Annotated in this window: 28 protein-coding genes and 1 tRNA gene; 9 read left to right on the top strand and 20 right to left on the bottom strand. The window is 68.4% G+C overall.

The genetic code is table 11. The annotated features are described in order from the left end of the window. Positions 1-29: 29 nt before the first annotated feature. Genes VNE62_12175 through VNE62_12160 form a run of 4 tightly spaced genes read right to left on the bottom strand, consistent with a single transcriptional unit; the run spans position 30 to position 3,839 of the window. Positions 30-1,175, bottom strand: a complete 1,146-nt coding sequence (locus tag VNE62_12175; GenBank protein HVE93037.1) for an LCP family protein — start codon at positions 1,173-1,175, stop codon at positions 30-32. 19 nt (positions 1,176-1,194) lie between these two features. Next, positions 1,195-2,307 (bottom strand): LCP family protein, encoded by a 1,113-nt coding sequence (locus tag VNE62_12170; protein HVE93036.1) that lies wholly within the window; start codon positions 2,305-2,307, stop codon positions 1,195-1,197. 28 nt (positions 2,308-2,335) lie between these two features. Further along, complete coding sequence (locus VNE62_12165; GenBank protein ID HVE93035.1) at positions 2,336-3,172, bottom strand: sortase; 837 nt, start codon at positions 3,170-3,172, stop codon at positions 2,336-2,338. A 58-nt stretch (positions 3,173-3,230) separates the two neighbouring features. Beyond that, positions 3,231-3,839: an RNA polymerase sigma factor gene (locus tag VNE62_12160; GenBank protein HVE93034.1), complete on the bottom strand. Its 609-nt coding sequence runs from the start codon at positions 3,837-3,839 to the stop codon at positions 3,231-3,233. A gap of 113 nt (positions 3,840-3,952) precedes the next feature. Between VNE62_12160 and VNE62_12155 the strand changes: the two genes are divergently transcribed. The 4 genes from VNE62_12155 (at position 3,953) to VNE62_12140 (ending at position 6,971) form a co-directional block, all read left to right on the top strand. Next, entirely contained in the window at positions 3,953-5,356 is a 1,404-nt protein-coding gene (locus tag VNE62_12155; GenBank protein HVE93033.1) for a trypsin-like peptidase domain-containing protein, read from the top strand. Beyond that, positions 5,357-5,650: an antibiotic biosynthesis monooxygenase family protein gene (locus VNE62_12150; protein HVE93032.1), complete on the top strand. Its 294-nt coding sequence runs from the start codon at positions 5,357-5,359 to the stop codon at positions 5,648-5,650. It abuts the gene before it with no gap. A gap of 116 nt (positions 5,651-5,766) precedes the next feature. Then, positions 5,767-6,489 (top strand): response regulator transcription factor, encoded by a 723-nt coding sequence (locus tag VNE62_12145; GenBank protein HVE93031.1) that lies wholly within the window; start codon positions 5,767-5,769, stop codon positions 6,487-6,489. 32 nt (positions 6,490-6,521) lie between these two features. Then, positions 6,522-6,971, top strand: a complete 450-nt coding sequence (locus tag VNE62_12140; protein HVE93030.1) for a response regulator transcription factor — start codon at positions 6,522-6,524, stop codon at positions 6,969-6,971. A 46-nt stretch (positions 6,972-7,017) separates the two neighbouring features. Here the strand turns inward: VNE62_12140 and VNE62_12135 are convergent, their stop codons facing one another. The 12 genes from VNE62_12135 to VNE62_12080 form a co-directional block, all read right to left on the bottom strand. Next, positions 7,018-8,829 carry an ATPase, T2SS/T4P/T4SS family gene (locus tag VNE62_12135; protein ID HVE93029.1) on the bottom strand — a complete coding sequence of 604 codons (1,812 nt, stop codon included), beginning with the start codon at positions 8,827-8,829 and terminating at the stop codon, positions 7,018-7,020. 173 nt (positions 8,830-9,002) lie between these two features. Further along, on the bottom strand, positions 9,003-10,175 hold the full coding sequence (locus VNE62_12130) for an acetyl-CoA acetyltransferase (protein ID HVE93028.1): 1,173 nt from the start codon (positions 10,173-10,175) through the stop codon (positions 9,003-9,005). Between the two features lie 2 nt (positions 10,176-10,177). Further along, positions 10,178-11,674, bottom strand: coding sequence for an OB-fold domain-containing protein (locus VNE62_12125; protein ID HVE93027.1), 1,497 nt, complete (start codon positions 11,672-11,674; stop codon positions 10,178-10,180). 36 nt (positions 11,675-11,710) lie between these two features. After that, entirely contained in the window at positions 11,711-11,902 is a 192-nt protein-coding gene (locus VNE62_12120) for a hypothetical protein (protein ID HVE93026.1), read from the bottom strand. Positions 11,903-11,985: 83 nt separating this feature from the next. Further along, positions 11,986-12,423 (bottom strand): pilus assembly protein TadG-related protein, encoded by a 438-nt coding sequence (locus tag VNE62_12115; GenBank protein HVE93025.1) that lies wholly within the window; start codon positions 12,421-12,423, stop codon positions 11,986-11,988. Beyond that, the gene (locus tag VNE62_12110; protein ID HVE93024.1) at positions 12,420-12,905 is read right to left on the bottom strand and encodes a TadE/TadG family type IV pilus assembly protein; all 486 of its coding nucleotides are present in this window, start codon (positions 12,903-12,905) and stop codon (positions 12,420-12,422) included. Before VNE62_12110 ends, VNE62_12115 begins: the two co-directional genes overlap by 4 nt. A 98-nt stretch (positions 12,906-13,003) precedes the next feature. After that, entirely contained in the window at positions 13,004-13,246 is a 243-nt protein-coding gene (locus VNE62_12105) for a hypothetical protein (GenBank protein ID HVE93023.1), read from the bottom strand. An 18-nt stretch (positions 13,247-13,264) separates the two neighbouring features. Further along, complete coding sequence (locus VNE62_12100; GenBank protein HVE93022.1) at positions 13,265-14,356, bottom strand: type II secretion system F family protein; 1,092 nt, start codon at positions 14,354-14,356, stop codon at positions 13,265-13,267. After that, positions 14,353-15,594, bottom strand: a complete 1,242-nt coding sequence (locus VNE62_12095) for an ATPase, T2SS/T4P/T4SS family (GenBank protein HVE93021.1) — start codon at positions 15,592-15,594, stop codon at positions 14,353-14,355. Before VNE62_12095 ends, VNE62_12100 begins: the two co-directional genes overlap by 4 nt. 213 nt (positions 15,595-15,807) lie before the next feature. Next, entirely contained in the window at positions 15,808-16,362 is a 555-nt protein-coding gene (locus VNE62_12090; GenBank protein ID HVE93020.1) for a hypothetical protein, read from the bottom strand. Then, the gene (locus tag VNE62_12085; GenBank protein ID HVE93019.1) at positions 16,359-17,777 is read right to left on the bottom strand and encodes a hypothetical protein; all 1,419 of its coding nucleotides are present in this window, start codon (positions 17,775-17,777) and stop codon (positions 16,359-16,361) included. The genes VNE62_12090 and VNE62_12085 overlap by 4 nt, the downstream gene beginning before the upstream one ends. After that, positions 17,771-19,030 carry a hypothetical protein gene (locus tag VNE62_12080; protein HVE93018.1) on the bottom strand — a complete coding sequence of 420 codons (1,260 nt, stop codon included), beginning with the start codon at positions 19,028-19,030 and terminating at the stop codon, positions 17,771-17,773. The genes VNE62_12085 and VNE62_12080 overlap by 7 nt, the downstream gene beginning before the upstream one ends. Before the next feature lie 344 nt (positions 19,031-19,374). Here VNE62_12080 and VNE62_12075 point away from each other — a divergent pair, with 344 nt between their 5' ends. From VNE62_12075 to VNE62_12065, 3 genes are all read left to right on the top strand, one after another. Next, the gene (locus VNE62_12075; protein ID HVE93017.1) at positions 19,375-19,902 is read left to right on the top strand and encodes an Hsp20/alpha crystallin family protein; all 528 of its coding nucleotides are present in this window, start codon (positions 19,375-19,377) and stop codon (positions 19,900-19,902) included. Between the two features lie 62 nt (positions 19,903-19,964). Further along, positions 19,965-20,993 carry an NAD-dependent epimerase/dehydratase family protein gene (locus tag VNE62_12070; GenBank protein HVE93016.1) on the top strand — a complete coding sequence of 343 codons (1,029 nt, stop codon included), beginning with the start codon at positions 19,965-19,967 and terminating at the stop codon, positions 20,991-20,993. Continuing rightward, complete coding sequence (locus VNE62_12065) at positions 20,990-21,979, top strand: DUF72 domain-containing protein (GenBank protein ID HVE93015.1); 990 nt, start codon at positions 20,990-20,992, stop codon at positions 21,977-21,979. The genes VNE62_12070 and VNE62_12065 overlap by 4 nt, the downstream gene beginning before the upstream one ends. Here the strand turns inward: VNE62_12065 and VNE62_12060 are convergent. Beyond that, positions 21,942-22,796 (bottom strand): alpha/beta hydrolase, encoded by an 855-nt coding sequence (locus VNE62_12060; GenBank protein ID HVE93014.1) that lies wholly within the window; start codon positions 22,794-22,796, stop codon positions 21,942-21,944. The genes VNE62_12065 and VNE62_12060 overlap by 38 nt on opposite strands. On the opposite strand from VNE62_12060, the gene VNE62_12055 reads away from it, so the two are divergent. Then, a complete protein-coding gene (locus tag VNE62_12055; protein HVE93013.1) occupies positions 22,773-23,717 on the top strand; it encodes an HAD-IB family hydrolase in 945 nt (314 codons plus the stop codon). The genes VNE62_12060 and VNE62_12055 overlap by 24 nt on opposite strands. A gap of 6 nt (positions 23,718-23,723) precedes the next feature. On the opposite strand, the gene VNE62_12050 is transcribed toward VNE62_12055, so the two are convergent. Beyond that, positions 23,724-24,881: a M20 family metallopeptidase gene (locus VNE62_12050; protein ID HVE93012.1), complete on the bottom strand. Its 1,158-nt coding sequence runs from the start codon at positions 24,879-24,881 to the stop codon at positions 23,724-23,726. A 65-nt stretch (positions 24,882-24,946) separates the two neighbouring features. Between VNE62_12050 and VNE62_12045 the strand changes: the two genes are divergently transcribed. Continuing rightward, positions 24,947-25,039 (top strand) — tRNA-Sec (locus VNE62_12045). A gap of 28 nt (positions 25,040-25,067) precedes the next feature. Here the strand turns inward: VNE62_12045 and VNE62_12040 are convergent. Both VNE62_12040 and VNE62_12035 read right to left on the bottom strand, forming a co-directional pair. Beyond that, positions 25,068-25,826, bottom strand: a complete 759-nt coding sequence (locus VNE62_12040; protein ID HVE93011.1) for a 3-hydroxyacyl-CoA dehydrogenase — start codon at positions 25,824-25,826, stop codon at positions 25,068-25,070. Next, positions 25,827-26,473, bottom strand: a 647-nt coding sequence (locus tag VNE62_12035; GenBank protein HVE93010.1) for a PspA/IM30 family protein, incomplete at its 5' end; no start/stop codon positions are given.

Here is a 26,473-nt window from a genome sequence, read left to right as displayed (position 1 = left end):
GACTAGTTCCTCCTTCGCTGGGGCTTGCATCAAACGGGGAATGTCGATGTGGGACTGGGGCTCGGCGAGGACGGTGTCGGAGCGCTTGGAGTGGGGGCGGGCGCGGGTGTTGGCCCGGGTGTCGCCGTCGGGCTGAGAGTGGGGGTCGGGCGTACCGTGTCGCCGTCGGCCACCCCGTCGCCCCCTACGTCCCGAAACAGGGCGAACGCCTGTTCGTCGAGAAGGACCACGCTCTGCCCGTCCATCATGCGCGAAGTACCCCGCGCCACCACATTGGTGAGGTCACCGGGCGCCAGGACCCTTGCCAGACCGGCGAACCTGGTGGAGTCCTCCAGGGACATGTCCAGGTGGGAGTGCTTGAACAGCACCCCCAGCCAAGCTCGGAGACCACGTTCGTCCGACGTCTCCGCGCGAAGCTTCTCCAGGGCGTGCAGGATGACCCGGCCCTGGTTCTCGGAGCGCCGGAAGTCGTGGTCGGGCTGGTGGCGGTTGCGGGAGAACGCCAAGACCTGCCTGCCGTCCATGTGGTGCCATCCACGCTCAAACCGGGCTCCCGAGTCCTTGTCCGACATGGGCTCGGTGACCTCGACCTCGAGGCCGCCGAGTTCGTCCACCATCCGGATCATTCCGTCGAATCCCGTCACTGCCCAGTGCTGGACCGGAAATCCGGTCAGCTGGCGGACCGTTTTCACCATCAGATCGCTCCGCCCGATGGGCATCGCGCTGTTGATCTTCCTGCGTCCATGGCCCGGGACGTCCACGTAGGCATCCCGGGGGATGCCCAGGACCGTCCCCCGCCGCGTCACTGGGTCCACGACCACCACGTGGATGGAGTCCGCCCGGCTGGCGAGCACGTTCTGCCCGGGCCTGGCGTCCGTACCGATCACCAGGAAGAACAACAGGTCGTCCGGAACGTTCACCGCCCCTCGGTACGCCACCGCTGACCTCGGACCGCGCCCCGACGCCGCGGCGAGCCCAGGGCGGGACGCAAGGCCGGGAGCGTCGACCTCCGGCGGACCCAGTTCGGCGGGGGCCGGCCCGGGGGACGGCGTTACGGACCTGCCCGCAACCACAGGCTTTCGAGCCCCTTTGGCCTTGGTTGACCCACAGGAGGCCCCGGCGAGGGACAGCGCGAAGACGACCAGAAGCGCGACCAGCGGAGGGCGGCGCCTCATCCTCGCCACGATCCGCGCCTCAAATGGGCAGGAGCGGGGTGGGGGTGGGCGAAGGAGTTGGCGTGGGTTCCGGTGTCGGGGGGGGCGGCGGCTGACGCTGAGTCCTGCCGTCTGCGATGGCATCTGCACCTACGTCGCGGAACAGCGAGTACGCACGCTCGTCGAACACGACCACGTACTGCCCGTCGATGGTCCTGGCGTTGCCGGGAGCCACCAGGTTCACGAGGTCAGCGGGCGCGAGCGAGCGGGCCAGTGGAGCGAGTCCGGCCGCGTCGGCCAGCGACATGTCCAGCCGAGAGTGCCGGTACAGCACATCGAGCCACTTGCGCAGGTCGTTTGTGTCGGACGTCTCGGCTCGCAGCTTCTCGAGCGCGTGGAGAACGACCCGGCCCTGATTTTCTGACCGCTTCATGTCACCGCCCTCGATCTTGCGGTTGCGGGTGTAGGCCAGGACCTGACGGCCGTCCATGTGGTGCCGGCCCTTCTCGAACTTGGCCCCCGAGTCGGAGTCGTCCATTCGCTCCTGAACCTCCACGTCCAGGCCACCAAGCTCGTCGACCATGGTTACCATGCCCTCGAACCCGGTCAGCGCGTAGTAGCTGACGGGGAGCCCGGTGACGTTACGCACGGTGGTGACCAGCAGCGATGGGCCACCCAGAATCAGCGCCGCGTTGATCTTGCGCTTTCCGTGTCCGGGGATGTCCACGTACGCGTCGCGGGGTATGCCCAGCACCGTCCCTTTGCGGGTCAGCGGGTCGACGGCCGCGATGTGGATCGAGTCGGCGCGCGCATGGGCCATGTCTTCCCCGAAGCGGGCATCGCTCCCGATCACGAGGAAGAACAGCCGGTCGCCCGGCACCGGCGGGGGGCCGTTGAATGGACGCGCCGGGGGGGCCGTCCTGCGCGGCGCGGGCCTCGTGATCGGCTTGGGCTTGAGCGCCCTTGGGATGGATCTGGAGGGGCGCGCGGGCGCCGGCGCGGAGTCCGACACGACGACCACCTCGGGGGTTGGTTCGGGCGCGGGGGGCACGACCCGGCCGATGATGATCGCAGGCTCCCGCCGGTTTGGCCGGGCGCACGCGCCGCCCAGAACCAAGCTCAAAGCGGCCAGTACCGCGACGAATCGTCTCATCTCAGCAATCATGCCCCAGGCCGGATGTTCAGGAGCGAACGCTGGGCGTCTTCCTGATCACCTGTGGCTTGGGCTCCTCGAACTTCTCGGTGTTCACCAGCTTCGCCCGGACGATCATCCTCTGGCGGTCGCTGCCCTTGGGGTGGCACGTCGTAAGAGTGAGCAGCGACTCCGAACTCGGGTCCAGCACCGAAAAGTCGGCAGGGTGAGTGACCCACGGCGGTCTGGTCAGCTCGTAGGTGTAGCGGCCGATCGGAGTCTCCAGGATGATGTCGTCCCCCGTTTTCAGCCGGTCCACTCCGTTGAAGGGTCGTCCGTACGTGGTCCGGTGACCCGCGATGGCGACGTTTCCTTCCTTGCCCGGAAGTGGCGTCTGGGGGTAGTGGCCGGCGCCCGCCTTGAGGGCCGAGGTGGAGACGCCTTCGACCACCAGCGTGTCGACCTTCAGTGAAGGGATCTTGATCCTCGTGAGCGGATCGCCTTCCGCGAAAAGTGTCTTGCGCGCCGCCTGAGCCTGCGCGAACCGGCCGTCGAGCCGGTCCTGGATCTTGTTGGCTTGCCAGTCGCTGAGGAAGTTGGACCACTCGATGGCCTTCTCGACCGGCACCCGGTAGAAAAACGGATACGACGTTCCCGCCACCGGGTAGGCCACCATCCCCACCCCGAGCAGGGCGGCCAGTCCGGAGGTCCAGGACACACCCCGGCGCACCAGCGAAGGGCGCTTGAGGCGCGGTGGAGCCACGAAATACACGAGCGCCCCCAGCACGGGCAGTCGGTACAGCCTCCGGCGAAAATCGGAGATTGGCCGGTGCCGATCGTCTTCGACTGGCTCTTCTCTGCGGCTTCTCGGCCGGTCCTTGGGCATGCGCGTTCCTCGTGGGGTGTTCGAATCTACAACGACCGGGCGGTGGAGCAGGGTCCGGTCACGTGTCCCACTCCTCCGCGGCACCCTCGGCAGCCAGCACCTTGGCCAGAGAACGAAGGGCTCTGAACTGCATCGCTTTCACAGCTCCCTGCTCTCGTCCCACGATCGCCGCAACGTCGGCGATCGGAAGGTCTTGAAGAAAGCGCAGCGACAGGACTTCCTGCTGCTCCGGAGTCAGCTGCTTGAGCGCCCGCCGCAGCTGCTCGCCCTCGATCCGTCCGAGAGCCTCGCGCTCCGGGTTTGACGCCGCGACCGAAGCCGGCATCTCCTCGACAACCGACTCCCAGCGGACCCTTCCGGACTTCACGTGGTCCAGGAACTGGTTTCGCCCGATCCGGAGGACCCATGAGAGAAAGTCGCGCGACGTTCCCTCGAACCCTCCGATCGCCTTCATGGCCTTGAGGAACGTCTCGGAGGCGAGGTCCTCGGCGAGAGCGCGGTCTTTGGACCGGCCGTACAGGAAATTGAACACGATCGACAGGGTCGCCCGGAACAGGGCGGCGAACGCGTCCGAGTCACCCGCCTTCGCCTGCTGGACCAGCTGGTCCGCTTCCGGGGAGGGGATCGTGACCGCGGGCCGCTCCTCCGGGCCCTTGCGTCTGCTCATCACGCCTTCGGCTCGGGGTTGACCCCGGGTAGCCTACCGGCGGAACCGGTGGCTGGGAGCACACGTTGTCACTCGACACGGCAACCACCCGGGCGCGAAGCTTGGAGGAACTGATGCCACTTCGAAAGGTCGATGACGTGGAGAGCAATCGCAGCCCCGCCGGTGAGCCGGACCGGGATCAACCCGCGGAACCAGACGAGCAGGAGGCACTGGATCAGCCGGGAGACGAAGCTGAGGCTCCGGCTGCGTCCGTCGACACCGACCGGGGCTGGGAGACCCCAGGGGATGCCGACCGCGACTGGGACGGCGGCGACGGTGGCAGCTGGGGCAGTTCCGGTGAGTCGACCGTGTGGGACCCCCGCACGGGCACATGGCAGCGCGAGTCCGAACTGACGGTGGCCGGCGCGGGGCGCTCGCCCCACGCCCCGGCCCCCTCCGGAGGACTTCGTTCGGGGCTCATTGGAGGAGTCGTAGGCGCGACTCTCGCCGCGCTGGCCGTCTTCGGGCTGATGCAGTTCCTGGGCCGCCCCGGTCCGGCGGGAGTCGAGTTCCGGCAGGCGCCCTCGATAGCCGCGAGCAATGACACGGGGGCGTCCATCATCAAGATCGCCGACGGGTCCCGGCCATCGGTGGTGAACATCAACACCGTCGCCCGGCAGCGGGGTGTGTTCGGGTCCCGCCAGTCGCAGGGGACGGGTTCCGGGGTCATCATCAGGACCGACGGCCACATCATCACCAACGCTCACGTGGTGGAGGGCGCCGAGCGCGTCGAGGTGACACTTGCGTCGGGGCGCAGCCTGGAGGCGCGCGTCGTCGGGGTGGATCCGGACACCGACGTGGCCGTCATAAAGGTCGAGGGCCGCGAACTGCCGGCGATTACGATCGGCGACGCCGAGCAGCTTCGGGTGGGCGAGCTGGCGGTCGCGATCGGGTCGCCGCTGGGGCTGGAGCAGTCCGTGACGGCCGGGATCATCTCGGCTCTCGGACGCACCACAGAGGGTCCGAGCGGCCGTCCCCTGGTCGACATGATCCAGACGGATGCCGCGGTCACCCAAGGCAACAGCGGCGGGGCGCTGTTGAACTCACAGGGAGCGCTCATCGGCATCAACAGCTCGATCGCCGCCAGCCCGCAGGTGGGGGCCGAAGGCATCGCGTTCGCGATACCGGTCTACGTCGCAAAGCGCGTTGCCGACGAGATCATCACGTCTGGACGCGCGACGCACCCGTGGCTCGGCATCTCCGGCAGCAGCGCCGACCGCGAGGTCGCCAAGCAGTTCGGCATCGAGGAGGGCGCCGTCATCCAAGAGGTCGTCCAGAGCGGACCGGCCGCCCAGTCGGGGATCCGGCAGGGGGACATCGTGGTGCGGTTCCAGGGCAAGTCCGTCAAGAGCATGGACGCGCTGCGTGTGGCGATCAACAAGGGCCGGGTCGGGGACAAGGTGTCGATCGAGCTCGTCCGGGACGGAAAAAAGCAATCCGTTGAGGCGACTCTCGGCGACCGGCCCCGGGACCAGTAGGTGCCGACCGCGCTGTGGCTCGAGCGCCTGCCCGTGCACCCGGCGCGGGTCGTGGAACTCGAGGGTCTGCTTGGCGAGATGGTGGCGGAGATGAGGTCCGCCGCCGGCTGCCTGTGGACCGATGCCTCAGCCGCCATGGACGACGTGCCCAGCTACCTGGTCCTGAGCGAGTGGAGGTCGAGCAGCGACCTGGAGGCGTGGCTCGGGGGTGCGGGCTGCCGGGAGCTGGGCCTACGCCGCGAACCGTGGCTGCGAGACTCGGTGTCGGGGCGCAGGTTTTCGGGTGGGGCGTGAAGCTCGATCAACTGGCCCCGCGCATCCAGGGATATTTGAGGCGACTAGCTCTTAATGACTAAAGGTCGATCCCGCTACTGCCGATGAGCCAAATACGCCATACGGAGACCGACGAGATGAGTGAGCGGGTCCGAATCCTTGTTGTTCACCCAGGTGCGTTTCTGCGTGAAGCCCTGGTTGACGCCCTGGAGCGAATGGACGGCCTCGAGGTCGCAGGCCAAACCGCTTCCCTCGATGACGCCTGCGCGAAGGCGGAGCGGACACGACCGGACGTAGCCCTCGTGGATGCCGACCTTCTCGAGGACCAGACTCCCGAGCTTTTGGGCCACCTGAAGCGGGACTGCGGGTGCGGACACGTACTGCTCGTAGCGGACCGCGTTTCGCAGGTCCAGGCCGAGCGGGCGCTGTCCGCGGGAGCCGACGGGTTCACCCTGAAGGGAATCTCACTGGCCGAGCTGGCCGACTCGATTCGGCGCGTCGCGGCGGGCGAGGTCCTGCTGCATCCGGCCGTTGCTTCGGTGCTCGTCCAGAGTCTGTCGGCCTTTGCGCGCGGCGAGCGGCACGCCGGTCCGGTCCTGACGCCCAGACAGCAGGAAATCATCAGGCTTTTGGCCATGGGGCTGCCCAACAAGCAGATCGCCCGGAGGCTCGGCATCGGCGTGGAAACGGTCAAGACGCACATATCGAAGGTCCTGGCCAAGCTGGGCGTCGGCAGCAGGACGGAAGCGGTCATCGTCGCGATGAGGGAGGGCGTGCTGGCGGCTCCCGGGGCACCGGGACAGTTCGCGTCGATCACGCAGCGACCGTACGTCGATCCGCAGGTTCGCCAGGCGAACTAGGTTCTCGGCCTTTGAGGCCGCCGGGGGGGAGAGTGGGGGAGCAGAAGGGGCGCAGGAGCGTCCTCGTCGTCCAGCACCAGCGCCTCGTGCGCGAGGCCTTCGTCTCGCTGCTCACAGGGCTTCGAGATTTCGACGTCCGTGAGGCCGCGACGGAGGACGAGGGGGTCCGGATGTCGCGGGAGCTGCAGCCGGACATCGTCCTGATCGACACGGGCGTAGCCGGTTCCCGTCAGCACCTGTTCATTTCGCGGATCAAGCGCGCTCTGCCGCCGGACGGACGTGTGCTCGTAATCGCTGAAGACGCGGACCAGGCAAACCTCGAGTCGGCATTGGCAGCGGGAGCCAGCGCTTACACGTCCAAGGACATCTGCTTTGAAGAGCTGCGCCACACCCTGCGTCTGCTCACTGAGCCGGAGGCGGAGGACGCGCAGCTGCGTCAGACGGGCAACCCGGCACGCACCGCGTCCGCCATCCGCTCCTAGCCGACACCGGAACCGCGGGTCCCGGACCCAGGGGCAGGTGCTCCGCTCAGGCCGCAGGCTCGGAGAGCTTGTCTGCCGACTTGCGCCTCGGGCGGGTCTTGGTCGCCACGACCGCATCCAACGCCTTCGTCGGCACCGCGGGGGCCGGATCCCCGGTCTTGCCCTCGACGACCCGGAGCACCTCCTCGATGCTGGTGAGCCCGGCCAGGAGCTTGCGCATCCCGTCCTCCCGGAGCGTGGTCATCCCCTGTGAGATCGCCGTGCGCTTGATGTCCTCGGCCGACTTTCTTTCGACCACCATCCGCTCGATCTCCTCGGACATCCTCATGACCTCGACCAGCGCCACTCTCCCGCGGTACCCGGTATGGGAGCAGTGCTGGCAGCCGGCCGCACGGTGCAGCGTGGGCAGGGGGCCGGGCTGGTCGAAGGGGACCCCGTTCTCCCGCAGCGCGTCGATGCTGGGGGTGTAGGGCTCCTTGCACTTGGCGCACAGGCGGCGGGCGAGTCGCTGGGCCAGAACACAGTCCAGGGCCGAGGCGACCAAAAACGGCTCTACCCCCATCTCGACCAGCCGGGTGACCGCTGACGGGGCGTCGTTGGTGTGCAGCGTCGAAAGCACCAGATGTCCGGTGAGAGCCGCCTCGACTGCGATGTTGGCCGTCTCCCGGTCGCGGATCTCACCGATCATGACGATGTCGGGGTCCGACCGCAGGATCGACCTGAGGGCGCGGGCGAAGGTGAGGCCGGCCTTGGGGTTGACCTGGACCTGGCTGAGGCCGGGGAGCCGGTACTCGACGGGGTCCTCCACCGTGATGATCTTCTTGGACGGGTCGTTGACGACGTTGAGCGTGGCGTACAGGGTGGTCGACTTGCCGGACCCGGTGGGGCCGGTCACCAAGATGGCGCCGTAAGGCTTGCGGAACGACTTGGAGTAGCTGTGCAGCGACTCGCTCATGAATCCGAGGTCCTCGAGCCGAAGGACCGTCTGGGAGCGGTCCAGGATCCGCATGACGACCTCTTCGCCCCAGACGGAAGGCATGGTCGCCACCCGGAGGTCGATGCTCTTGCCCTCGACCCCCAGCGACAGCCGTCCGTCCTGCGGGACTCGGCGCTCGGCGATGTTGAGCTCCGCCATGATCTTGAGGCGCGAGATCATCCCCGACTGCAGGGACTTCTGGGTCCTCATCACCTCATGCAGCACTCCGTCGATCCGGAACCGTATCCGGACGTCGCGCTCCTGCGGCTCGATGTGGATGTCCGAGGCTCGGGCGTGGACCGCTTGGGCAATCACGTGGTTGATCGCCTTGACGATCGGGGCGTCCTCTTCGCCCTCGAGCTCCTGTTCCTTGTCCGCCTCCTCGTCGAGGTGAGCGGCCTGCTCCAGGAGCATCTCCGCGGAGCGGTCCAGCCCGCGGTAGCGGTTCAGGGCCTCCTCGATGCCCGATCTGGCCGCGACCACGACCCTGACGTCGCGGCCGGTGATGGTTCGGATGTCGTCGATGGCGATGACGTTGGTCGGGTCGGACAGAGCGACCACGAGATGGTCGTCGGTCAGTTCCAGCGGAATGACCGTGTACCGGCGCATGACGTTCTCGGGCAGAAGTCCGGCCGCAGCTGGGTCCACCTGTCGCTGGTTGAGGTCTACGTACTCAAAGCCCATCCACAGTGCCTGGAAGGCCGGGACCTGGTCCTGCGACAGGAAGCCGAGGTCCACGAGCACGTGCTGGATGGACCTGCGGGTTCGCTCTCTTTCCTGGAGGGCGGTATCGAGCTGCGCTTGCGTCAGCAGCCCGGAGTCAACCAGCTCCCGGAGGCGCTGGCGCTCGTTGCGCACCGACCTTCTTGTTCTCGTTTCCATCGACCACAGTTCCTCGCCCGCAGAACGGCATGAACCGTTCCCTCACCTAGTAAACGTCGGCCAGTCGGTGGTCCCGTCTGCCCCCCCGCAGGGTGAGGTGAAAGTCAACCATATGGGGGACGAAGCCAAAGGAGCGGTATCCACCAGGAGGAGAGTCTGCCCCACCCGGGCGTTCATACGTCGTTTCGGCCCAGGATCGTGACCGAGCACACCGCCCCCGGCCCCCCGAGGTTGTGGGCGAGTCCGAGGGTTGCGTCGGCGACCTGTACCCCGTCCGCCCTGCCTTGCAGCTGCTTGGTCGACTCGACGATCATGCGGCACCCCGTGGACCCGATGGGGTGTCCGAAGCACTTCAGGCCACCGGACACATTCACCGGGATCGACCCGCCCGGGCTGGTCTGGCCCTCGCGGAGCAGGTGGACCCCCTCCCCTTCCTTGCAGAAGCCGAGGTCCTGGTAGTTCAGGATCTCGGTGATCGTGAAGCAGTCGTGCACCTCGGCGAAGCTGATCTCACGCGCCGGATCCTTCACGCCGGCCTCCTCGTAGGCCAACGCGGCCGCGTCGCGGGTGGCCGGGAACCCCAAATAGTCCATTGAACTTTTGAACATCGGCCAAGCGGTGTGCACGGCCAGGGCGTTGGCCTTGACCCTGACGAAGTCGTCGGCGTGGGCGAGGTTTTTCGCCGTCTCCGGCCGCGTGATGATCACGGCGGCTGCTCCGTCCGACACGGCACAGCAGTCAAAGCGGCCGAGCGGCCACGCGACGATCGGCGCGGAGACGGCCTGTTCGACCGTGATCGCCCGCCGGAAGTGGGCCTTCGGGTGGTGGACCCCGTTGGCGTGGTTTTTGACGGCAACCTGCGCCAGGTCCTCCTTTGTCCAGCCGTGGACATGGAAGCTGCGGGTTGCGGCCAGCGCGAACATCGCGGGGGCCGACGGGGTGGGCATGACGGGGTGTCCCCGGCCCCCGATGGCGGGCAGGCCCGTTCCGCCCTGGTCGGTGATCTTCTCCACTCCGCATGCGAGGGCGACGTCGACCACACCGGAGGCCACGGCGTAGCAGGCGTTTCGGAAGGCGTCCATGCCGGAGGCGCAGTAGTTCTCGACCCGCGTGGCCGGCTTGCCGAAGATCTTCAACGGATCGGCCGCTCCGGTCCCGGCCATGCCGCTGAACGGGTAGAAGATGCCGACCCAGATGGCGTCGATGTCGCTCTGCTCGATGCCGGCGTCCGCGCAGGCCTCGTCGACCGCTTCGACCAGCAGGTCCTCGGCGTCGGACTCCCACCTCTCGCCGTACCGGGTGTATCCGACCCCGGCGACGGCGACCCTGTCCTTGATCCCCGGCATCCTCAGCTCCCTTTCGCGCTCGTCCCGGCGCCAACGGCCGGTTCGGAGCCTCCGGCTCCCGGTGTCCGCAGGGGGCGGCCCTTCCAGTAGTAGTTGCGAAACCCGGCCCCCTCGTGAAGACAACGAAACGTCAGCTCCACCGGCATCTCGACCGTCACCTCGGACGGATCGCAGTCCGTGAGCTCACAGAAAAGCCTTCCCCCGCCTTTCAGGTCCACGACGGCTCGGGGCTTCGGCTCGTTCCAGTACTCGCCCAGGACCAGGTGGTCCAGCGTGAAGGTGAAAACTCGCCCGCGACGGGCGAGCTTCGTCTGCTCGTGAGGTCCGGGGGCCGAGCACTCCATGCACCGGCGGCCTGTCGGGTACTGGACGGTCCCGCACTGGCGGCAGGTCATGCCGTACAACGGGAGCTCCATCGGTATGTCCCGCCAGTAGGTGACGGCGGACGACCACATCGGGGCCCTCTCCCGCTCCACGAGCCGACGGCTGCGGGCGTAGGACTCGTAGCTGGCGAGCTGTCCGCGGGCCTGGATCTTCGGCGTCAGGGTCCCGATGGTCCCGGAGCCTCGGGCCTTCTCCAGCGCCGGGGAGACCTCCATGAGGATCGCGTCCGCCCCGTCACCAGCTCCGACCACGAGGACCGTGTCTCCGGCGGCGGCCGTCTCCAACGCACCGGCCAGCATGACCAGCGGCGCCGCGGTCCCCGTGTTCCCGATGGTGTCGAAGTACAGGTCCTGCAGCGTCTCGCGGGGGATGTCCAGCTTCGAAGCCACCGCAGCCTGCGCGCGCGGGTCGGGAGCCGGTATGACCGCCTTGCTCGGCTTGCGTCCATGGTCCAGGACGCGGGAGGCAGCCGCCACGGCCTGCTTGGCGTAGCCGAACTGGGTGTCCACCTTGGCCTCGAAAGACCTCACGTACCGCTGCGACTCGTCTCGCCAGGGACCGATGATCTCGTCGGCGACGCCGGCCGCCGTCAGGACGCGGACCGGAAGCGACGCGAATCCGTGGCCCGTGGCCCACTCAGCCGAGGCCAGGACGACCGCACCTCCGGCGTCCCCGAACATCTGCTCGTAGGCCGACTCCGGCTCGCCCTGCCGCATGTCCGCCGCGCAGACCACGACCACCGACGCGGACCCGGCTCTGATGGTGTCGCAGGCGATCCGAATGGCCGTGGTCGCTCCGCGCAGGGAGTCACCGAGGTCGATGGTGAGGATGTCCTTGCGGCAGTCCAGCACCGTTGCGATGGTCGCCGCCGACTGCTTCTCCCTGTAGGGGGCCGTGGTCGAGGCGAAGATGACGCCGTCGATGTCCGCCGGCGAGACCCCGGCCGTTGCCTCCAGTGCGGCTTCCACCGCCATCGTCAAAGCGTCCTCGTCGGCAGAGGCGACGGCACGCTCGCCTCGCATGGCCGGGATGCCCCAGGCGCGTCCGATGATGGACCTGTCGAGGCGCCAGTAGGGGACGTAGGCGCCGATTCCGAAGATGCCTACCTCAGTCATCCGTTCCTCCCGTGATGCGGGTGCGGCCGCCCAGCGTCAGCAGCCGAACCCGCTGCAGACCCGCATGCAGGGGTCGTACAGGGTTGAGAAGGCGTCCTCCCAGTAGCCGTCGTCGAACCGGAAGGTCGGGCCGCCGTCGTGCGCGGCCCCCACCGGCGCCTCCTGCACATCCGCGTCGGCGACGTCAGGGGGTATGACGGGCGAGGGGGCCTCCAACACGTGTGTCACCCACCCATGATGGCGCGCTCGCGCCGTGGGCGCACCATCGGGGTCAGCCGGAATCCGCGGCGTCCGGTGAGCCCGGGGGCGCGCTATGGGCCGTGCCGGAACAGTTTTGCCGGGTCCACGGCCGCGTCAGCCCTGGCGCGTATGGACGGAGGGGCGATTCTCAACATTCTGATCCGGGTCTGCACAGTCACCGTCACGACCGCCCTCGCGCCTCCCGGTGGGCAGTCGCACGACTCGATCCGTGCCCCGTTTGCCGACGCCGTTCGTTCGGCGGCCCCTGCGGGATCCCGGCCCGCACCGAGAAACGGCCACTGCTCGACCGCCGCAGCCAGGGCCGCAGCGTCGGCGGCCGCTCGGGCCCGGGAGGCCGAGACCAGGACGTTGGCCGCATCTGCCAGCGCCAGCGAGAACAGCACCGTCAGCGCCAGCAGCGCCAGCATGATCGGGCTGCCAAACCCGCAGTCCGTGCGCAGCGCGCGGAAAGCCGGACTTGCTCCCGCTCCGGCCTGCTGCACCTTCATGTGATGGGCAGGCGGTTGGGCGTCGGGTCCGGCTGCATGGACGGCGTCGGCTCGGGTGTCTGGGACGGAGCCGGACTCGTAGTCGGAGCCGGTGTGGGCTGAGGCGTTGGGGCTGGAGTGGGTCCGTCCCTTTCCAGGCGCATGACCGCCTGCGCCCTGAGCGTGAGGGTGGTGGTGAGCATCCTGCTCACGATCGGGATTCTCATGCGCTCGACGTAGCTGAGCCTGACTGTCACCGGTCCCGCGCGGTGCCTCTCCCCCTGCGGCGGCGTCACCTCAACTGCGATCCCAGAGGCATCGAGTGGGCCGGCCGAGCGTCTCACCGCCGCACGCACCCTCTCGTCCAGGGCGGTCACGGCAGCCTCACGGGCCCCCTCGCGGGCAGCAAGTCCGAGCGCAAGCGCGTCCCTGACCACGATGCCCACCTGGACGATCAACAACAGCGAGATGAGCACGACCGGTAGGGCAAGCGCCGCTTCCACGGTCGCTTGCCCGTCCCGGCCGTCGGCGCCGGCCGACGCACCCGTGCTTCCTAGTGCTCGCTCCGCTCGCGGCGGGACCGGCGCAATGGCTCCGAACCTCAGGGAGCCGGCGTGGGCGATGGGTCGACCGACCCGAGCAGCTTCTGGAAGATCGCGTCGAAGAACTGGTCCAGCTTGCCGGACTGCTTGGCCCAGATCAGGAACGCCGTCGCCACTGCCGCGGCGACCAGAAGGACAAGCGCGTACTCCGCCACCGTCTGGCCCTTGTCCTCCCGCAGCCTTTCCGGCAGCAGGAGGGCCTTGATGTACATCGCCGTGATGAAACGGTGAATTGCCGACATGTCTTCTCCTCTCGGTGATCACAGTGAGATCCCCTCCAGCCCGCCCAGCAACAGGGGGACGAGGCAGGACAGGACGAACGAGGGAAGGATGAGAAGGCCCAACGGAACCAGCACGCGCACGGATGACTTGCGGACTTCTTCGGAAGCCGTCGCCTGCAGGGACTCCACGATGTCGTCCGACATCGCCCTGAGACTTGAGGCCAGGGGGACTCCGAGCTTGTCCGACGACGTGAAGACGTCCGCGAACCGCGTGGCGTCGGGGTCTTGCAGGGAAGACATCGAGTCGGCCAGGGCGGTGGATCGCGCCGTCCCGGCGCGGATGCCCAGGACGGCACCCCTGAGAGCCGCTCCGAAGGAGCCCTGCGCCGATGAGGCCACCACCTCCAGGCCCCGCGACGGAGACAGTCCCGCCCCCAGCACGAGGCTCAGCACCTCGGCCGTCTGGGCGACCTCGGCTGCGACCGGAGAGATCCCACGACGGCCGAAGGAAACCAGCGCGGGAAGCGCCCGGAGAACCGGAACCCCCGAAAGCCGTGAACGGGGACACTCGGAGGGAGGGCGGACGATCCGCCGGATCCACAATCCCCCCAGCATCTGAAGGACCAAGCCGGCCCCCATGGCCAGCTTGCCGGGACCCGCCAGGGCGCGACGCATCCCCACCGGGTCGACCAGCGCCAGCACGAGAAGAAAGCCGGGCGTGAGCATGAGCAGGGCGCGCGACGACATGCGCGCCTGAGCCGAAAGCGCGGAAGCCTCGCGAGCCGCCGACACCCGGTTCCTGATTCGTTCCTCCAGAGAGGCGAGGGCAGGAATGGGGTCTCCGCCGGTACGCGACTGCACCGCGAGGACCAGGCAGCAGCAGGCCACCTCCGTGGATGCAGTGCACGCTGCCGTCTCCTCGAGCGCATCCGCCAGCGGCTGTCCGGAGTCGAGCCGGACGACCACGGGCTGCAGCGGTGAGCCGTCGCCGTCCGCGCCGCGACGGACGGCCTGGTTCAGGGAAAGGCCGCCTCTGACCCCGTCCCTAACCCGCCTGATCGCGTCGGGCAGGCGCGACGGGTCGGGCTGGGCGGACCGGCGGCGGGTGAGCGCGAAGAGCCTGCGGATCATGCGCACGAGCCGTTCGGGGGAGCCGCGGAGGCTCGCGCCGCCAAAGCAGCCGGTGCCGGAGACGCTGCGGCCGACGCCGCCACCCTCGCAAACGACGGGGTCGCCGCACTCACGCGCCGGCGCCGGAGCACCGGCCCCTGAGCCCCCGCCCTCACCTCCGCCATGTCCGCGACGCGCCTGCGTCCGGACGGCTCCCTGACCAGATGGACGATCACGTGAACGGCCGACCCGACCTGCCGCCGCGCAGCCGCCACCGACAAGCCAGGCGCGGCCATCAACGCCATGGTCTCCAGCCGCGTCAGCGCCTCCGCGGGCGCATTGGCATGGACCGTGGCCATCGAGCCCGCGTGGCCCGAGTTCAGCGCCTGGAGCATGTCCAGGGCCTCGGGACCCCGGACCTCCCCCACCACGATGCGGTCGGCGCGCATCCTCATCGCACAGCGGACCAGGTCGCGCAATGTGATCTCTCCCCGGCCCTCGATGTTTGCCGGCTTGGTCTGGAGGGCGACCGCGTGACGGGGGCCGAGCTGCAGCTCCGCGGCGTCCTCAATGGTGACTATCCGCTCCGGCCGCGGGACCAGCCGCGCCAGCACCCCCAGAAGCGTCGTCTTGCCGGTCCCGCCGCCGCCGCAGACGAGGATGTTCCGCCGTTCCCGGACGGCGGCGGCGAGAAGCCGCGCCTGGGCATCGTCCACGCACCCCATTCGGACGAGGTCTCGGAGCTTCCACAACGTCTTTGAGAACTTCCTGATCGTGACCACCGGGCCCCCGATGGCCACGGGCGGCACGACGGCGTGGAACCTGGACCCGTCCTCCAGCCGGGCGTCGACCCACGGCGACGAGGCGTCGATCCGCAGGCCGAGGGGCGAGACGACGCGCTCGATGAGGTGGTGGACGTCCTGTTCGGAGCGAAGAGACACCCCGGCCGGCCTGAGCTGGCCTTCCCGCTCGACGTACACGTCGCGTCCGGGGTTGATCATCACCTCGGTCACCTCCGGGTCGCGCATGAGCGGACCAAGGGGGCCGAACCCGGACAGCTCGTCGCAGATGGCGACGGCCTGTGCCGTAAGAACCGGTTGCTCCCAGGCGGCCCCCCTGGCGGACAGCACCTCCCGCAGGGCCTTTTCCACGCTGCCCTGGCTGACTCCCGAGCCTCCGGCGGCGAGCCTCGCCCGGACCTCGCGGACCAACTCGGCGTGCTCGTGCAGCGGTCCGCTCGGGTCCTCACGACGGGACATCTGTTACAGCCCCGCCTTCGAGCGCAGGATCCGGGCCCACGCCGGACGGGGAGCCGGACGGGCGAGCAGATGCCGAAGGATGGCTCTGAGGTATCGCACGGTTGTCTCCTTGCCGGGGGGAAGGCAGGGACAAGATCCGTGGGAAGGATCAGAAGCTAGCAGCGCGCTGTGACAGAAGCGGCGAGGCCGGGCGCCTCGGGCGGGACCGGTACCTCAGGCGGGGCGGACGTTGCGGAACTGTATGTCCGTCGCCAGCCTGAGCGGTCTGGCCTCGTCGTCCGAGGGCTGGACTATGAGGGTCAGGCGCAGGATCGTCAGGTGCAGAGTGCCCGGCCCGGTGGCGATACACGCGGGGGGGTCGTAGCAGAAGACACCCGGGCTCAGCAGGCCCTTTGCAACCGTGGAGTCGCTTCCGGAGCCGATCCGGCGCTTGAGCTCCGTACCCGCGGCCGTATACGTGACCTGTTGCTCGACACCCGCGATGATGGTCTTCATCTGCAGCCGCGAGGTTGTGGAGGACGGATCGACGCTGGTCGCCTGCCGGACCGCCTTGGACAGGCGCGCCATCGTCGACCTCAGGTCGTCCTGGGCCTCCGCCCTGGACTGCTGCGCCGCCTGGTCGCCCAGGGTGTTGGTCAGGAAGCCGAAGACGCCCGCGATGAGGACCGACAGAATCGCGACGGCGATCGCGAGCTCGATGACAGTTACGCCCTGCTCGCCGCCTGCCCCGGGCAACGCCGCTCCCCGCGGCTTCACCGGAGACCTCATGACGGCGGAAGCTCCTCCCAGCGCTCGACGTCGTAGGTTACGGGGCCGAACCCGACGACCTGCGCAACTCGTGGGTCGTATCGCAGGATCTGGTTGTTCTTGACGAGGATCGAGTCCGCGTAGATGGACCCGCACTGCTCCGCGCCGTTTTTAACCGCGACGGGACCCCGGTTGGCATAGATGAGCGTCGCCGTGATGCAGTTGTCGTTGATCAGCTTGAAGTTGTTCTTGAGGTGGACCGCGCATTCGCTTGCGTCCTGGTCGACGTCGCATGCCGACCCGACCGGCGGTTGGTAGGACGAGGCCACCACGAACAGCCGCGGCGTCGTCCCGACCTCCTCCACGCCGTTGGTGAAAACCGGAGCCCCGGTGACGATCGTCACGTCACCGGTCACCTTGGCTCCCGTGAGGTCGATGCGGTTCACCTGCGAAGGTGACGACTCGGCGATGTAGAAGGTCCCCCTGAGGTCCGCCAGGTTTCCCGATAGCCACGTCTGGAACTCGGCCACCGATCCGAACGCGTGAAACGTGGCCGGGTCGTAGTTGTTCTGGTTGAACGTGAAGACCGGGAGGGGACGCGGGATGGCGGCGGCCGTGCAGATCCCCGAGGTGTAGGTCCCACTCACTACCCCGGGGCCCGTCTTGGCCCCCCAGGTGCGAAGGTCGCCCGCTATCGCGACGCCGTTGTCCGTAGGAACGTGGTAGTTCGAGCCCTGCTCGTTTCCGCAGGTGACGGGGTCGGTGGGGGCCGACACTGACGCCTTGACGGAGCCACCGACCTTGACGCCGGACTCGAGCTTGATCGCCCAGACAGTCGAAGGGGTATACCCCCCGGACCAAATCTCCCCGGTCACCTCGCTGTTGGACTGGATGTGAATCCAGCTGCGAGCGGCCGTGAGTGAGCCTTTCAGCAGTCCCCCGCCCTCCAGCAGGACGCTGTCGTTGGCCCAGACGTCGCCGGTGATCGTGTCGTTGTTCTTCAACTGGATGGACGTGTTGGAGAACAGCGTGTCGTGGAATACACGCGGGGGCGCCAGCGTCACCTTCACCTTGCGCTTCCGCGCGCGGGCCGACTCGCCACCCACCTCGGCGCCGGAGACGACGGTGTACCGAGAGAGGGTCCGGCTGACGGTCACCTGGTAGGTCCCCTCAGGGGTCTGGCCCGAGAAATTGAACCCGGCACTGGTCCCCCCGTACGCCTCTATCTTGGCGATCGCCTCCTGGACCCCGGCCTCCGCCACGCCCAGCGCCAGCTCGGAGTTGCGGTCCCTCGTGGACGCGTGGTCGGCGTGCTCGCCCGTACCGAGCACCACGGCCACGAGAGCCAGGGCGACCATCGACACCATCACCACGGCGATCAGCGCGACCCCGTCGTCACCACCCACCCGCAGCCTGTCCCGGAGTGTCGTCAGCATGAGTTCTTGGTGAAGGTGAGAATCGACGAGTCCGGCGACTCGTTTCCTGCCTTGTCGTAGGCGCGGACCATGTACCGGACCGACTGCATGCTCTTGCTGCTCGTACTGGTGATCGATGTGGACGACGTGGGTGCGACGAACTGGAACGGGTCTGAGTTCACGCTCACGTACAGCCTGTAGCCGGAGAGGTTCGCGTCCGTGGACGCGTTCCACGTCAGCGAGACGCTCCTGGTGTCGGAGGATATCGAGCAGGATGCCGTCCGCAGGGAGCCCGGCGCTGTCGGCTTCGTCTGATCCAGCACGATCGATCCCTGCACCACCGACGACCGGTTTCCGGCCCCATCCACGAACCGCGCCCAGACCGTCTTCGTCCCGTCACCGCCCGGCACCGTCCAAGAGACGGTGGTTGCCTTGGCGGAAGGCAGGGTAGCCACGTCCGTGAAGCTCGAGCCGTTGTTGGACAGCTGGGCCGTCACCACCGAGCACGCATCCTGGGCTTGCAGCCTCGTCTGCACCCCCGTGGAGTTCGTGAAGCCGTTGTCGGCACCGGCCCCGGAAAGGATCCTCAGCGTGGGATCGGTGGGAGCCGTCGTGTCACCCACGCAGATCCCCGGGACGATGGTGGGCACCGGAGTCGGCGTGGACGACGGGGAAGGCGACGGCGAAGCGAATGTCGGAGTGGCTGCCGGAACGCTGACCGTTCCCTTGCCGACGAAGGTCGACATCCCGATGCGGGAGGAGACGGCCCCCTTGAGCGGGCGCCGCCAAGTGACGATCACGGTTGCTCGTTTGTAGTTCTGCGTCCCGGCGATCGCGGGGTCGTCGACCCAGGTGACGTACTGGTAGATGTACAGCTCGGTCGGCCCGCTGAGGACGGGGTCCTCGATGTGGCGCACCGCGCCACCGGTCGAACTGACGATCAGAGGCTCGGTGGCCGCGCCGACTCGGTAGGACGTGTTGTCGGTCGTCACCGCGTTGTCGGGGTTCTGGGGGTCGGGGTTGTGGACAGGCTGCTCGGTCAGGGCCACCTGGTCGAACCCGAGGTTGCGGATCCGCTCGACCCGCTCCGTCGCCAGCGACGCGGCGGCGGTCCGCTGACGGGACATCCCCACGACATTCATCCCCGAAAGCATGGCACCCGAAAGCCCCGCGATCACAACTGCGAGGATCCCCGCCGCGATGCTGAGCTCGAGCACCTGGAACCCCGCTTCGCCCTGCACCCGGCGCAAAGGCACGCGGACGCGGGGGATCACCCTGGAGGGGGCTCCGCGTGCGCGACTCAGTGATTTCATCGGATGGCGTCCTTGGCCGTGGGAAAGAAGACGTCTAGTAGTTAGATCGCCCTCTGGGGGCTCCACCCGTCTAGCCCCTACGGTTCTCGAATATCCCCCATTCGGGGGATGCCCTCAGGCGCGTGAGGGACCCATGGGGGACGCCCCAGGGCCCAGGGAAACGCTGCTCAAGCCCAGAGATGGTCGAGTGGCATGCCACAAACAGTGAGTCCTAGGCCATCAGGCTTGTTGACAGTCGAATCGCGGCCTGGTCTAATGATGACGAGGTCAAGCACGGTATCGGCTAGGAGGTGGAGGTGAGAGTTATGCTTCGGAAGTGGCAGCCGTTTGATGCGTTCGAGCGCGACGTCCAGGAGATCCGCCGGACCTTCGGGGACTTCGGGACGGCCCTGCTCAACAACCAGCAGGAGCGGACGTGGGCCCCCGCTCTGGACATCTTCATGCGCGACAACGCGGTGCACGTCCGCGTGGAACTGCCGGGCATCGACCCGAATCGCGACGTGGACATCGAGGTTTCCGACGGCGTCCTGACCGTCTCCGGCGAGCGCCGGCACGAGCAGGTGGCCGAGGAAGAGGGCTACTGGCGCCGCGAGATCTCGCACGGGACCTTTCAGCGGTCGATCGCACTTCCACAGGGAGTCGACCCTTCCCAGGTTAAGGCGACGTACGACGCGGGGATCCTGCACCTGGTCGTCCCGCTGCCTGTGAAGCAGTCGAGCAAGGTCAGGGTGGAGGTCGGCACCGTGTCCGCCACCTCCGGTGAGGTGGGCTCGGGGGGCCGCGAGTTCGCCGAGGTTGGCTCGCGCGCTTCCAGCCAAAACCAGTCGAACTAGCGCACTGCCGGATCGGGACCGGGGGCCAGCGGCCCCCGGTCCTTTTTTCTACGCTTTGGCCCGTGAAAGTCCTAGTGACGGGAGCCACCGGGTTCATCGGCGGCCATGTCGTCGATGCCTGCCTGGACCAGGGGTACGAGGTCCGGGCCCTGGTCCGCCCGGTTACGCCGTCGGGACACCTGTCCGACCGGGGGGTCGAGGTCGTCTCGGGCGACGTTACGGACTTCCGTTCCGTCTGGGTGGCGGCGCGGCAGGTGGACGCCGTCCTTCACCTGGCCGCGCTGTACTCGATGCGCCCCGGCCCCGCGGCCTACGAGCGGGCCAACGTCGAGGGGACCCGCAACGTCATGAGGGCGTGCGTGGAGTCGGGCGCCCGCGCCGTCCACTGCTCCAGCATCGTCGCCGTCGGCGGCTCCACCGACCCGGGCCGCGCCGTGGACGAGGACACCGACTGGAACCTCGGCGCGACCGGCGACCCGTACATCCTGAGCAAGCGCAGGTCCGAGGAGGAGGTTCTGGAGATGTGCGCGGCGGGAAGCCTCGACGTCGTCATAGTCAACCCAACGGGGCCCGTCGGCCCGCGCGACGTCAAGCCGACGCCCACGGGGAACCTGTTGGTCATGTGCCTGAACGGCCTGGGCCGTGTCGCGCCGGAGGGCGGGATCAACCTGGTGGACGTCGCCGACGTCGCCGCCGGGCACGTCCTCGCGCTGACCAGGGGCCGAACGGGACAGCGCTACATCCTCGCCGGAGAGAACCTGACGACCCTTCAGATGCTCAACCGGTTCGCCGCGGTTACGGGGTGTCCGGGGCCAATGGCCGTCGTCCCACACCCGGCCGTGGCCGTCGCGGCCGCGGGGGCCGAGCTCGTGGCGAGATTGACCGGAGGCGACCCGCTTATGACGAGGGCGACGGCACGGGTGTCTCGGTTCTTTTTGTTCGCGTCCAGCGACAAGGCCTGCGTTGAACTCGGCTATGCGCCGGCGTCGGTCGACGCGGCGATCGCCGGCGCGGCCCGCTGGTTCGCCGCAAACGGCTACCTGAAGCGGCGCGCGGCTGCACGCGTCCTGGCCCGGCTCGGCGGCCCATGACGGCCGCGGATCCCGGTCGCGGCGCCTCGCCGGCCTGGGATCTCGCGCTCGCGGGCCGCGTCAAGACGGGCACGTGCTCATGGACCGACCGCACCATGACGGCCGCCGGCGTCTACTACCCGAAGGAGGCCAGGACGCCGGAGGATCGCCTCCGCTTTTACGCTCAGGACTTCCCGATCGTGGAGGTGGACGCCACCTACTACGCGCTTCCGTCGGAGGCGAATGCCCGGGCATGGGTGGAGCGCACTCCCGGCGACTTCACGTTCAACGTCAAGGCCTTTTCGATGCTGACCGGCCACCCGACCAAGGTGGCGGCGCTGCCGCCGCAGCTGCGGGAGGCGCTGCCGCCTGAAGAAGCCGGGAAGAAGAACGTGTACCCCGACAGGCTCCCGCCGGACATGGTCGACGAAGTGTGGGACAGGTTCTGTCTGGCGCTGCGCCCCCTGGGCAACGCGGGAAAGCTCGGGTGCATCCTTTTCCAGTTCCCCGAGTGGTTTCCACCGGGCAGAGCCAGCCGTGACCACATCCTGGACTGCGCGGAGAAGCTGGACCGCCTCCTGCCCGGCATCCCGTGCGCCGTGGAGTTCCGAAACGAGTCATGGATGCGCGATGATCGCAGCCAGGAGCGCACGCTGGCCTTTTTGACTCAGCACCGCCTGCCTTACGTCTGCGTGGACATGCCGCAGGGATTTCGCAGCTCGGTCCCTCCGGCAGTCGCCGCAACGGCTCCGCTGGCCATGGTCCGGTTTCACGGACGTAAGTCCGACACCTGGGACCGCAAGGGGATCCTGCCGTCCGAGCGGTTCCGGTGGGATTACAGCGAGCAGGAGCTGTCCGAATGGGGGCCGGGGGTCAGTCAGCTGCGCGAGCAGGCGCAGGAGGTCCACCTGATGATGAACAACTGCTACCGCGACTACGCCGTCCGGTCCGCCCGCAAGGTGGCACAGCTCACGCTGGAGACTCAAGGGATGCCAGGAACTCGATGATCATGCCGGCGAGCTCGCGCGGGTGGAGCAGCTGGATGTCGTGCGCCGACTCCAGCCACCGCACGCGGACTTCCGGGTAGCGCTCAGTCAGCCTCCTGGCCCCCTCCTGCTTGGCCGCGACAAAGGCCGCCGCCCGCTCGTCGCGCACCATCCCTTCCGCCAGCACGAGCAGCACCGGGCAACTGATGTCGGCGTACGCCTCCAGGACACGCTGCTCCCACATCGTGCGGATTACGGCCATGTGGTCGTCCTCGGAGGTGCGCCGGCGGGACACGCCGTCGGGGCCCTCCACGAACGACCTGCGCATTACGGGCCCCAGAGCCAGCCAGTCCAGGTGCGACTGCTCACCGCGGATCCGGTCCATCAGCTCGTCCGTGGGCCCCTCCAGCTTCGGAACATTCAGGACCTGCTCTGTGAGCTCCCAGCTGAGGCCGAGGTCCTGCAGGTCGATGACCCCGCCGTCCACCCCTATCGCCGCGCGGCACACCGCATGGCGAGCGGCGTATCCGAGGGCTACCGCCGCCCCCCATGAGTGACCCACGACGACGGGACGTTCGAGGCCCAGTTCGCGCATCACCGCCTCGAGGTCGTCGACCAGCACGCGCGGGCTGTAGTCGCCCTGGGCGTCCCCCGACTCCCCATGCCCCCGCTGGTCGTAGGCGACCACGCGGAAGTGCGGGGTCAAAAGGGGCGCCAGCAGCTCCCACGCGAGCAGGTTCGACCCCATACCGTGGACAAGGACCAGCGGCTGCCCGCTGCCTCCGTGGTCGCGGACGGCAAGCGGCACCGGACCATGCCGGACGACGAGATCGCGCATCGCGCAGACGGTACCAGCGGTCGGTGGATCGTTCCCGGATGGACGGCAGAGCCGCGCCGGTGCCCTAGCATTGAACTGTCGCTCCCCCCGACGAGGTGCCTCCTGACCAGCCGCTCAGCAGCGTTCTTCGACCTCGACAAGACGGTCCTGTCGCGCTCGTCCACGCTGGCCCTGTCCCGGACGCTCTACAAGGAGGGGTTCATCTCGCGGGCGATGCTCGCCCGGGGCTTTGCCGCCCAGATGGTCTTTCTGGCGAAGGGCGCCGACGAGGCGCAGATGGACAAGATGCGCGAGAGCGCCCTTGAGCTGACGCGGGGCTGGGACCGAGCCAAGATCCTCGACATCGTTCGCGAGGTGATGGACGAGGTCCTTACGCCGCATGCGTACGCGGAGGCCATCGATCTCATCCGTATGCACCAGGCACAGGGCAGACGCGTCTACATCGTCTCCTCGTCTCCCGAGGAGGTGGTCTTTCCGCTCGGGTCGGCTCTGGGGGTCGACGGGGTCATTGCCACGGAGGCCGAGATCGACGCAGACGGGCTGTACACCGGACGCCTGGGCTTTTACTGCTACGGACCCGCCAAAGCCGACGCCATCCGCGAGGAGGCCGGGCGCCGGGGACTGAGCCTGGAGGAGTCCTACGCCTACTCCGACTCGGTGACGGACTCCTGGATGCTGTGGACGGTAGGACACCCCCACGCGGTCAACCCGGACCGGGACCTGCGCCGCGTAGCCGCCGCCTGCGGGTGGCCGGTGCTGGAGTTCCGCAGGCCGGTCACGCTGCGCACGAGGCTGACAAAGGCGGCGCCCAGGTCCCCCGCCGCGTACGGCGCCGTGGGAGCCGCGGCCGCGGCGGGGGCGGTCCTGGCGTGGACCTTCGCCCGCCCCTCGCGCCGGCGCCGGCTGGCGGGCATCCCGTAGCCGGAGTCAGTCCCGAGCAGTCAGCTCCCGCGACAAGCCGGGATCGGTTGCCAGGTCCACCGCAGTCAACGCCATCGCCACGGCACCGTCGCCCATCGCTTTGTCCGCTGTCGCGGTTACGCAGTGGGCGGTGAACTCCGGTTGGTGGTTCACGGCCGGCAGCGAGCCGATGCCGATCATCGGGTGGATCGACGGCACGACGAGGGACACGTTTCCCATGTCCGTGGATCCCGCGGCCCTGCGCGCGAGGGGGCCGGGGTCGGGGAACTCGCGGCCCAGCTTCTCGGCGTTGCGCCGGTACAGGGCGGCAATCCGCGCGTCGTGCGCCACGTGGGCGTAGGGGGGGTGCTTCTCGCCGACCTCCAGCGTGGCCCCCGTAGCCAGGGCGCCGGCCTCCAGGCAGTTCATGACCTTGCGCCTGAAGCCGTCGAGATCGTCGAGGGTGGCGGCGCGCACGTAGTACTTGGCCGACGTGTGCGAGGGGACGATGTTCGGGGCGTCGCCGCCCTTGGTGACGATGCCGTGGACGCGCTCGTCGGGACGCATGTGCTGGCGCAGAAGTCCGATCGCGGTCTGGGCCACGGTGATTGCGTCCGCCGCGTTGATCCCGAGCTCGGGGAAAGCGGAGGCGTGCGCGTCCTTGCCGTGGTACTGGACGTCGAAGTGCGCCACCGCCAGCGTGGGAGGCTCCGCCGACTCCGTGGGGGCCGGGTGGACCATCATCGCCACGTGGAAACCGTCGAAGGCTCCGCGTTCGAGCAACAGGATCTTTCCCCCGCCGCCCTCCTCTGCGGGGGTGCCGATGACGGTCACCGTCAGCCCGGCCTCGTCGGCGACCGCGGCCGCCCCGATGGCGGCTCCCACAGCGGACGCCGCGATGATGTTGTGCCCGCAGGCGTGGCCGATGCCGGGCAGAGCGTCGTACTCCGCGCAGATCGCGACGCGCAGCGGCCCGGTGCCGGACGTGGCCGTGAACGCGGTCGGCAGGTCACAGATTCCGGCCTGCACTTCGAAGCCGGCTCGCGACAGGGCGTCCGATACCCGCGCGGCAGCCTCCTTTTCTTCGAACGCCAGCTCCGGACGCGCGTGGATCGCGTGGCTGAGTGCGACCAGGTCCTCTCGAGCCGACTCAACCGCCTCCCTTGCCGCCTGCTTTGTATCCACCCTGGGCCTCCCTGTGTCCGGTCGCGCAACGATAGCCCCGTTCGGACAACCCCTATGCTGGCTGCGGAGGCGAATGGGGCCTGGTGGCCCTCCTGGTCTTCAAAACCAGTGCGACGGGTGTCCCCCGTTGGGCGGGTTCGATTCCCGTCCGCCTCCGCTTCGCTGCAGAACGCCGTCCTGGGACTTCTAGCGCGGCGGCATTCGAAGAGCGCCGTCCAGACGGATAGTCTCCCCGTTGAGCATCGGGTTCTCCACCACGTGACGGACCAGCGCACCGAACTCCTGAGGCCGTCCGAGCCGGCTCGGGTGCGGGATCTGTTCCGCCAGCGCGCGGCGTGACTCCTCGGGCAGGCCCGAAAGCATCGGCGTGTCGAATGTGCCGGGGGCGATGGTGACGACCCGCACCTGCCTCGCCGCGAGGTCCCGCGCCGCGGGAAGCGTCATCCCCACCACACCGGCCTTGGACGAGGCGTAGGCGATCTGCCCTATCTGCCCGTCGAAGGCGGCGATGCTCGCGGTGTTGACGATGACGCCGCGCTCGCCCTCAACAGGCTCCTGCGACGACATCTGCGCGGCCGCGAGCCGAAGGACGTTGAACGTCCCGATCAGGTTCACGCGGATCACCGAATCGAACGCGGACAGGTCGTGCGGACCCTGCCGGGCGACGGTTCGCATCGCTATCGCGATGCCGGCGCAGTTGACTGCGATGTGCAGGGCTCCGAAACGGTCGACGGCCGTAGCGACCGCCGCGGACACCTGCTCCTCGGACGTCACGTCGGCGGGCGCGAACACACCGCCGATCGCAGCCGCCGCTTCCTCCCCGGCCGACGACGGCAGGTCGCAGACGACCACCCGGGCCCCCGCCGACGCCAGCTCCTCGGCGGCCGCCCGTCCAAGGCCTGAGGCGCCCCCGGTGACCAGTGCGGTCAGCCCCTCCAGTCGCACCTACTCCGAGCCCTTGTCCAGCGCCAGCGTGGCTCGTATGGACTCCAGCCTCTCGGCTCCCTGGGCGTCGATCGACGCCTTTTCGACCTCGAGCATCTTGGCCTCGATGGAGCCTGACGCTATCTCCGCCTGGCCGAGTGCCTTGGCGTACCGGCTCTCGATCTTGTCGCGCACCTCCACGAGCGTCGGCGTGTTCCCCTTGGGGGCCAGCTCGCCCATCGAGCGCAGGGCGTCGTTCATACGCTCCTGCATCTTCGTCTGCTCGATCTGGGACAGCAGCTTCGACCGCTCCGCGAGCTGCTTCTGGAGGCCGAACGCGTTCTGCTCCACAGCGCGACGGGCCATCTCAGCGGCATCCAGGGCGCGGTCGTGCAGCTTCTTCAGGTCGCCCATCGACGCCTCTGCCGCCACCAGCTTCATCGCAAAGGCGTTGGCTGCGTCGTCGTAGGACTTCGTCTTCTCCTGGTCGCCGGACGACTTCGCCTTGTCCGACAGCACCAGGGCCTGACGGGCCGACGCCTGCAGTCTCTCGACTTCCTCAATGGACCGTCCCAGCTTCAGCTCCAGCTCCCGCTGGTTGCCCAGGACCGCCGCGGCCTGCTGGCTCAGCATCTCGTGGCGGTTTTTGGCCTCCTGTATCGCCTGCT

This window comes from Actinomycetota bacterium (assembly GCA_035536535.1).
Classification (GTDB): domain Bacteria; phylum Actinomycetota; class JAICYB01; order JAICYB01; family JAICYB01; genus DATLNZ01.
Note: the sequence above shows the minus strand (reverse complement) of the source record. Positions and strands in the feature narration are given on the sequence as shown.

Excerpts from the sequence above, each read along its gene's own strand:
- VNE62_12175 (HVE93037.1), bottom strand. The coding sequence starts at position 1,175 with ATGAGGCGCCGCCCTCCGCTGGTCGCGCTTCTGGTCGTCTTCGCGCTG.
- VNE62_12170 (HVE93036.1), bottom strand. The coding sequence starts at position 2,307 with ATGAGACGATTCGTCGCGGTACTGGCCGCTTTGAGCTTGGTTCTGGGC.
- VNE62_12165 (HVE93035.1), bottom strand. The coding sequence starts at position 3,172 with ATGCCCAAGGACCGGCCGAGAAGCCGCAGAGAAGAGCCAGTCGAAGAC.
- VNE62_12160 (HVE93034.1), bottom strand. The coding sequence starts at position 3,839 with ATGAGCAGACGCAAGGGCCCGGAGGAGCGGCCCGCGGTCACGATCCCC.
- VNE62_12155 (HVE93033.1), top strand. The coding sequence starts at position 3,953 with ATGCCACTTCGAAAGGTCGATGACGTGGAGAGCAATCGCAGCCCCGCC.
- VNE62_12145 (HVE93031.1), top strand. The coding sequence starts at position 5,767 with ATGAGTGAGCGGGTCCGAATCCTTGTTGTTCACCCAGGTGCGTTTCTG.
- VNE62_12135 (HVE93029.1), bottom strand. The coding sequence starts at position 8,829 with ATGGAAACGAGAACAAGAAGGTCGGTGCGCAACGAGCGCCAGCGCCTC.
- VNE62_12130 (HVE93028.1), bottom strand. The coding sequence starts at position 10,175 with ATGCCGGGGATCAAGGACAGGGTCGCCGTCGCCGGGGTCGGATACACC.
- VNE62_12125 (HVE93027.1), bottom strand. The coding sequence starts at position 11,674 with ATGACTGAGGTAGGCATCTTCGGAATCGGCGCCTACGTCCCCTACTGG.
- VNE62_12115 (HVE93025.1), bottom strand. The coding sequence starts at position 12,423 with ATGAAGGTGCAGCAGGCCGGAGCGGGAGCAAGTCCGGCTTTCCGCGCG.
- VNE62_12105 (HVE93023.1), bottom strand. The coding sequence starts at position 13,246 with ATGTCGGCAATTCACCGTTTCATCACGGCGATGTACATCAAGGCCCTC.
- VNE62_12100 (HVE93022.1), bottom strand. The coding sequence starts at position 14,356 with ATGATCCGCAGGCTCTTCGCGCTCACCCGCCGCCGGTCCGCCCAGCCC.
- VNE62_12095 (HVE93021.1), bottom strand. The coding sequence starts at position 15,594 with ATGTCCCGTCGTGAGGACCCGAGCGGACCGCTGCACGAGCACGCCGAG.
- VNE62_12090 (HVE93020.1), bottom strand. The coding sequence starts at position 16,362 with ATGAGGTCTCCGGTGAAGCCGCGGGGAGCGGCGTTGCCCGGGGCAGGC.
- VNE62_12085 (HVE93019.1), bottom strand. The coding sequence starts at position 17,777 with ATGCTGACGACACTCCGGGACAGGCTGCGGGTGGGTGGTGACGACGGG.
- VNE62_12075 (HVE93017.1), top strand. The coding sequence starts at position 19,375 with ATGCTTCGGAAGTGGCAGCCGTTTGATGCGTTCGAGCGCGACGTCCAG.
- VNE62_12065 (HVE93015.1), top strand. The coding sequence starts at position 20,990 with ATGACGGCCGCGGATCCCGGTCGCGGCGCCTCGCCGGCCTGGGATCTC.
- VNE62_12055 (HVE93013.1), top strand. The coding sequence starts at position 22,773 with ATGCCGGACGACGAGATCGCGCATCGCGCAGACGGTACCAGCGGTCGG.
- VNE62_12060 (HVE93014.1), bottom strand. The coding sequence starts at position 22,796 with ATGCGCGATCTCGTCGTCCGGCATGGTCCGGTGCCGCTTGCCGTCCGC.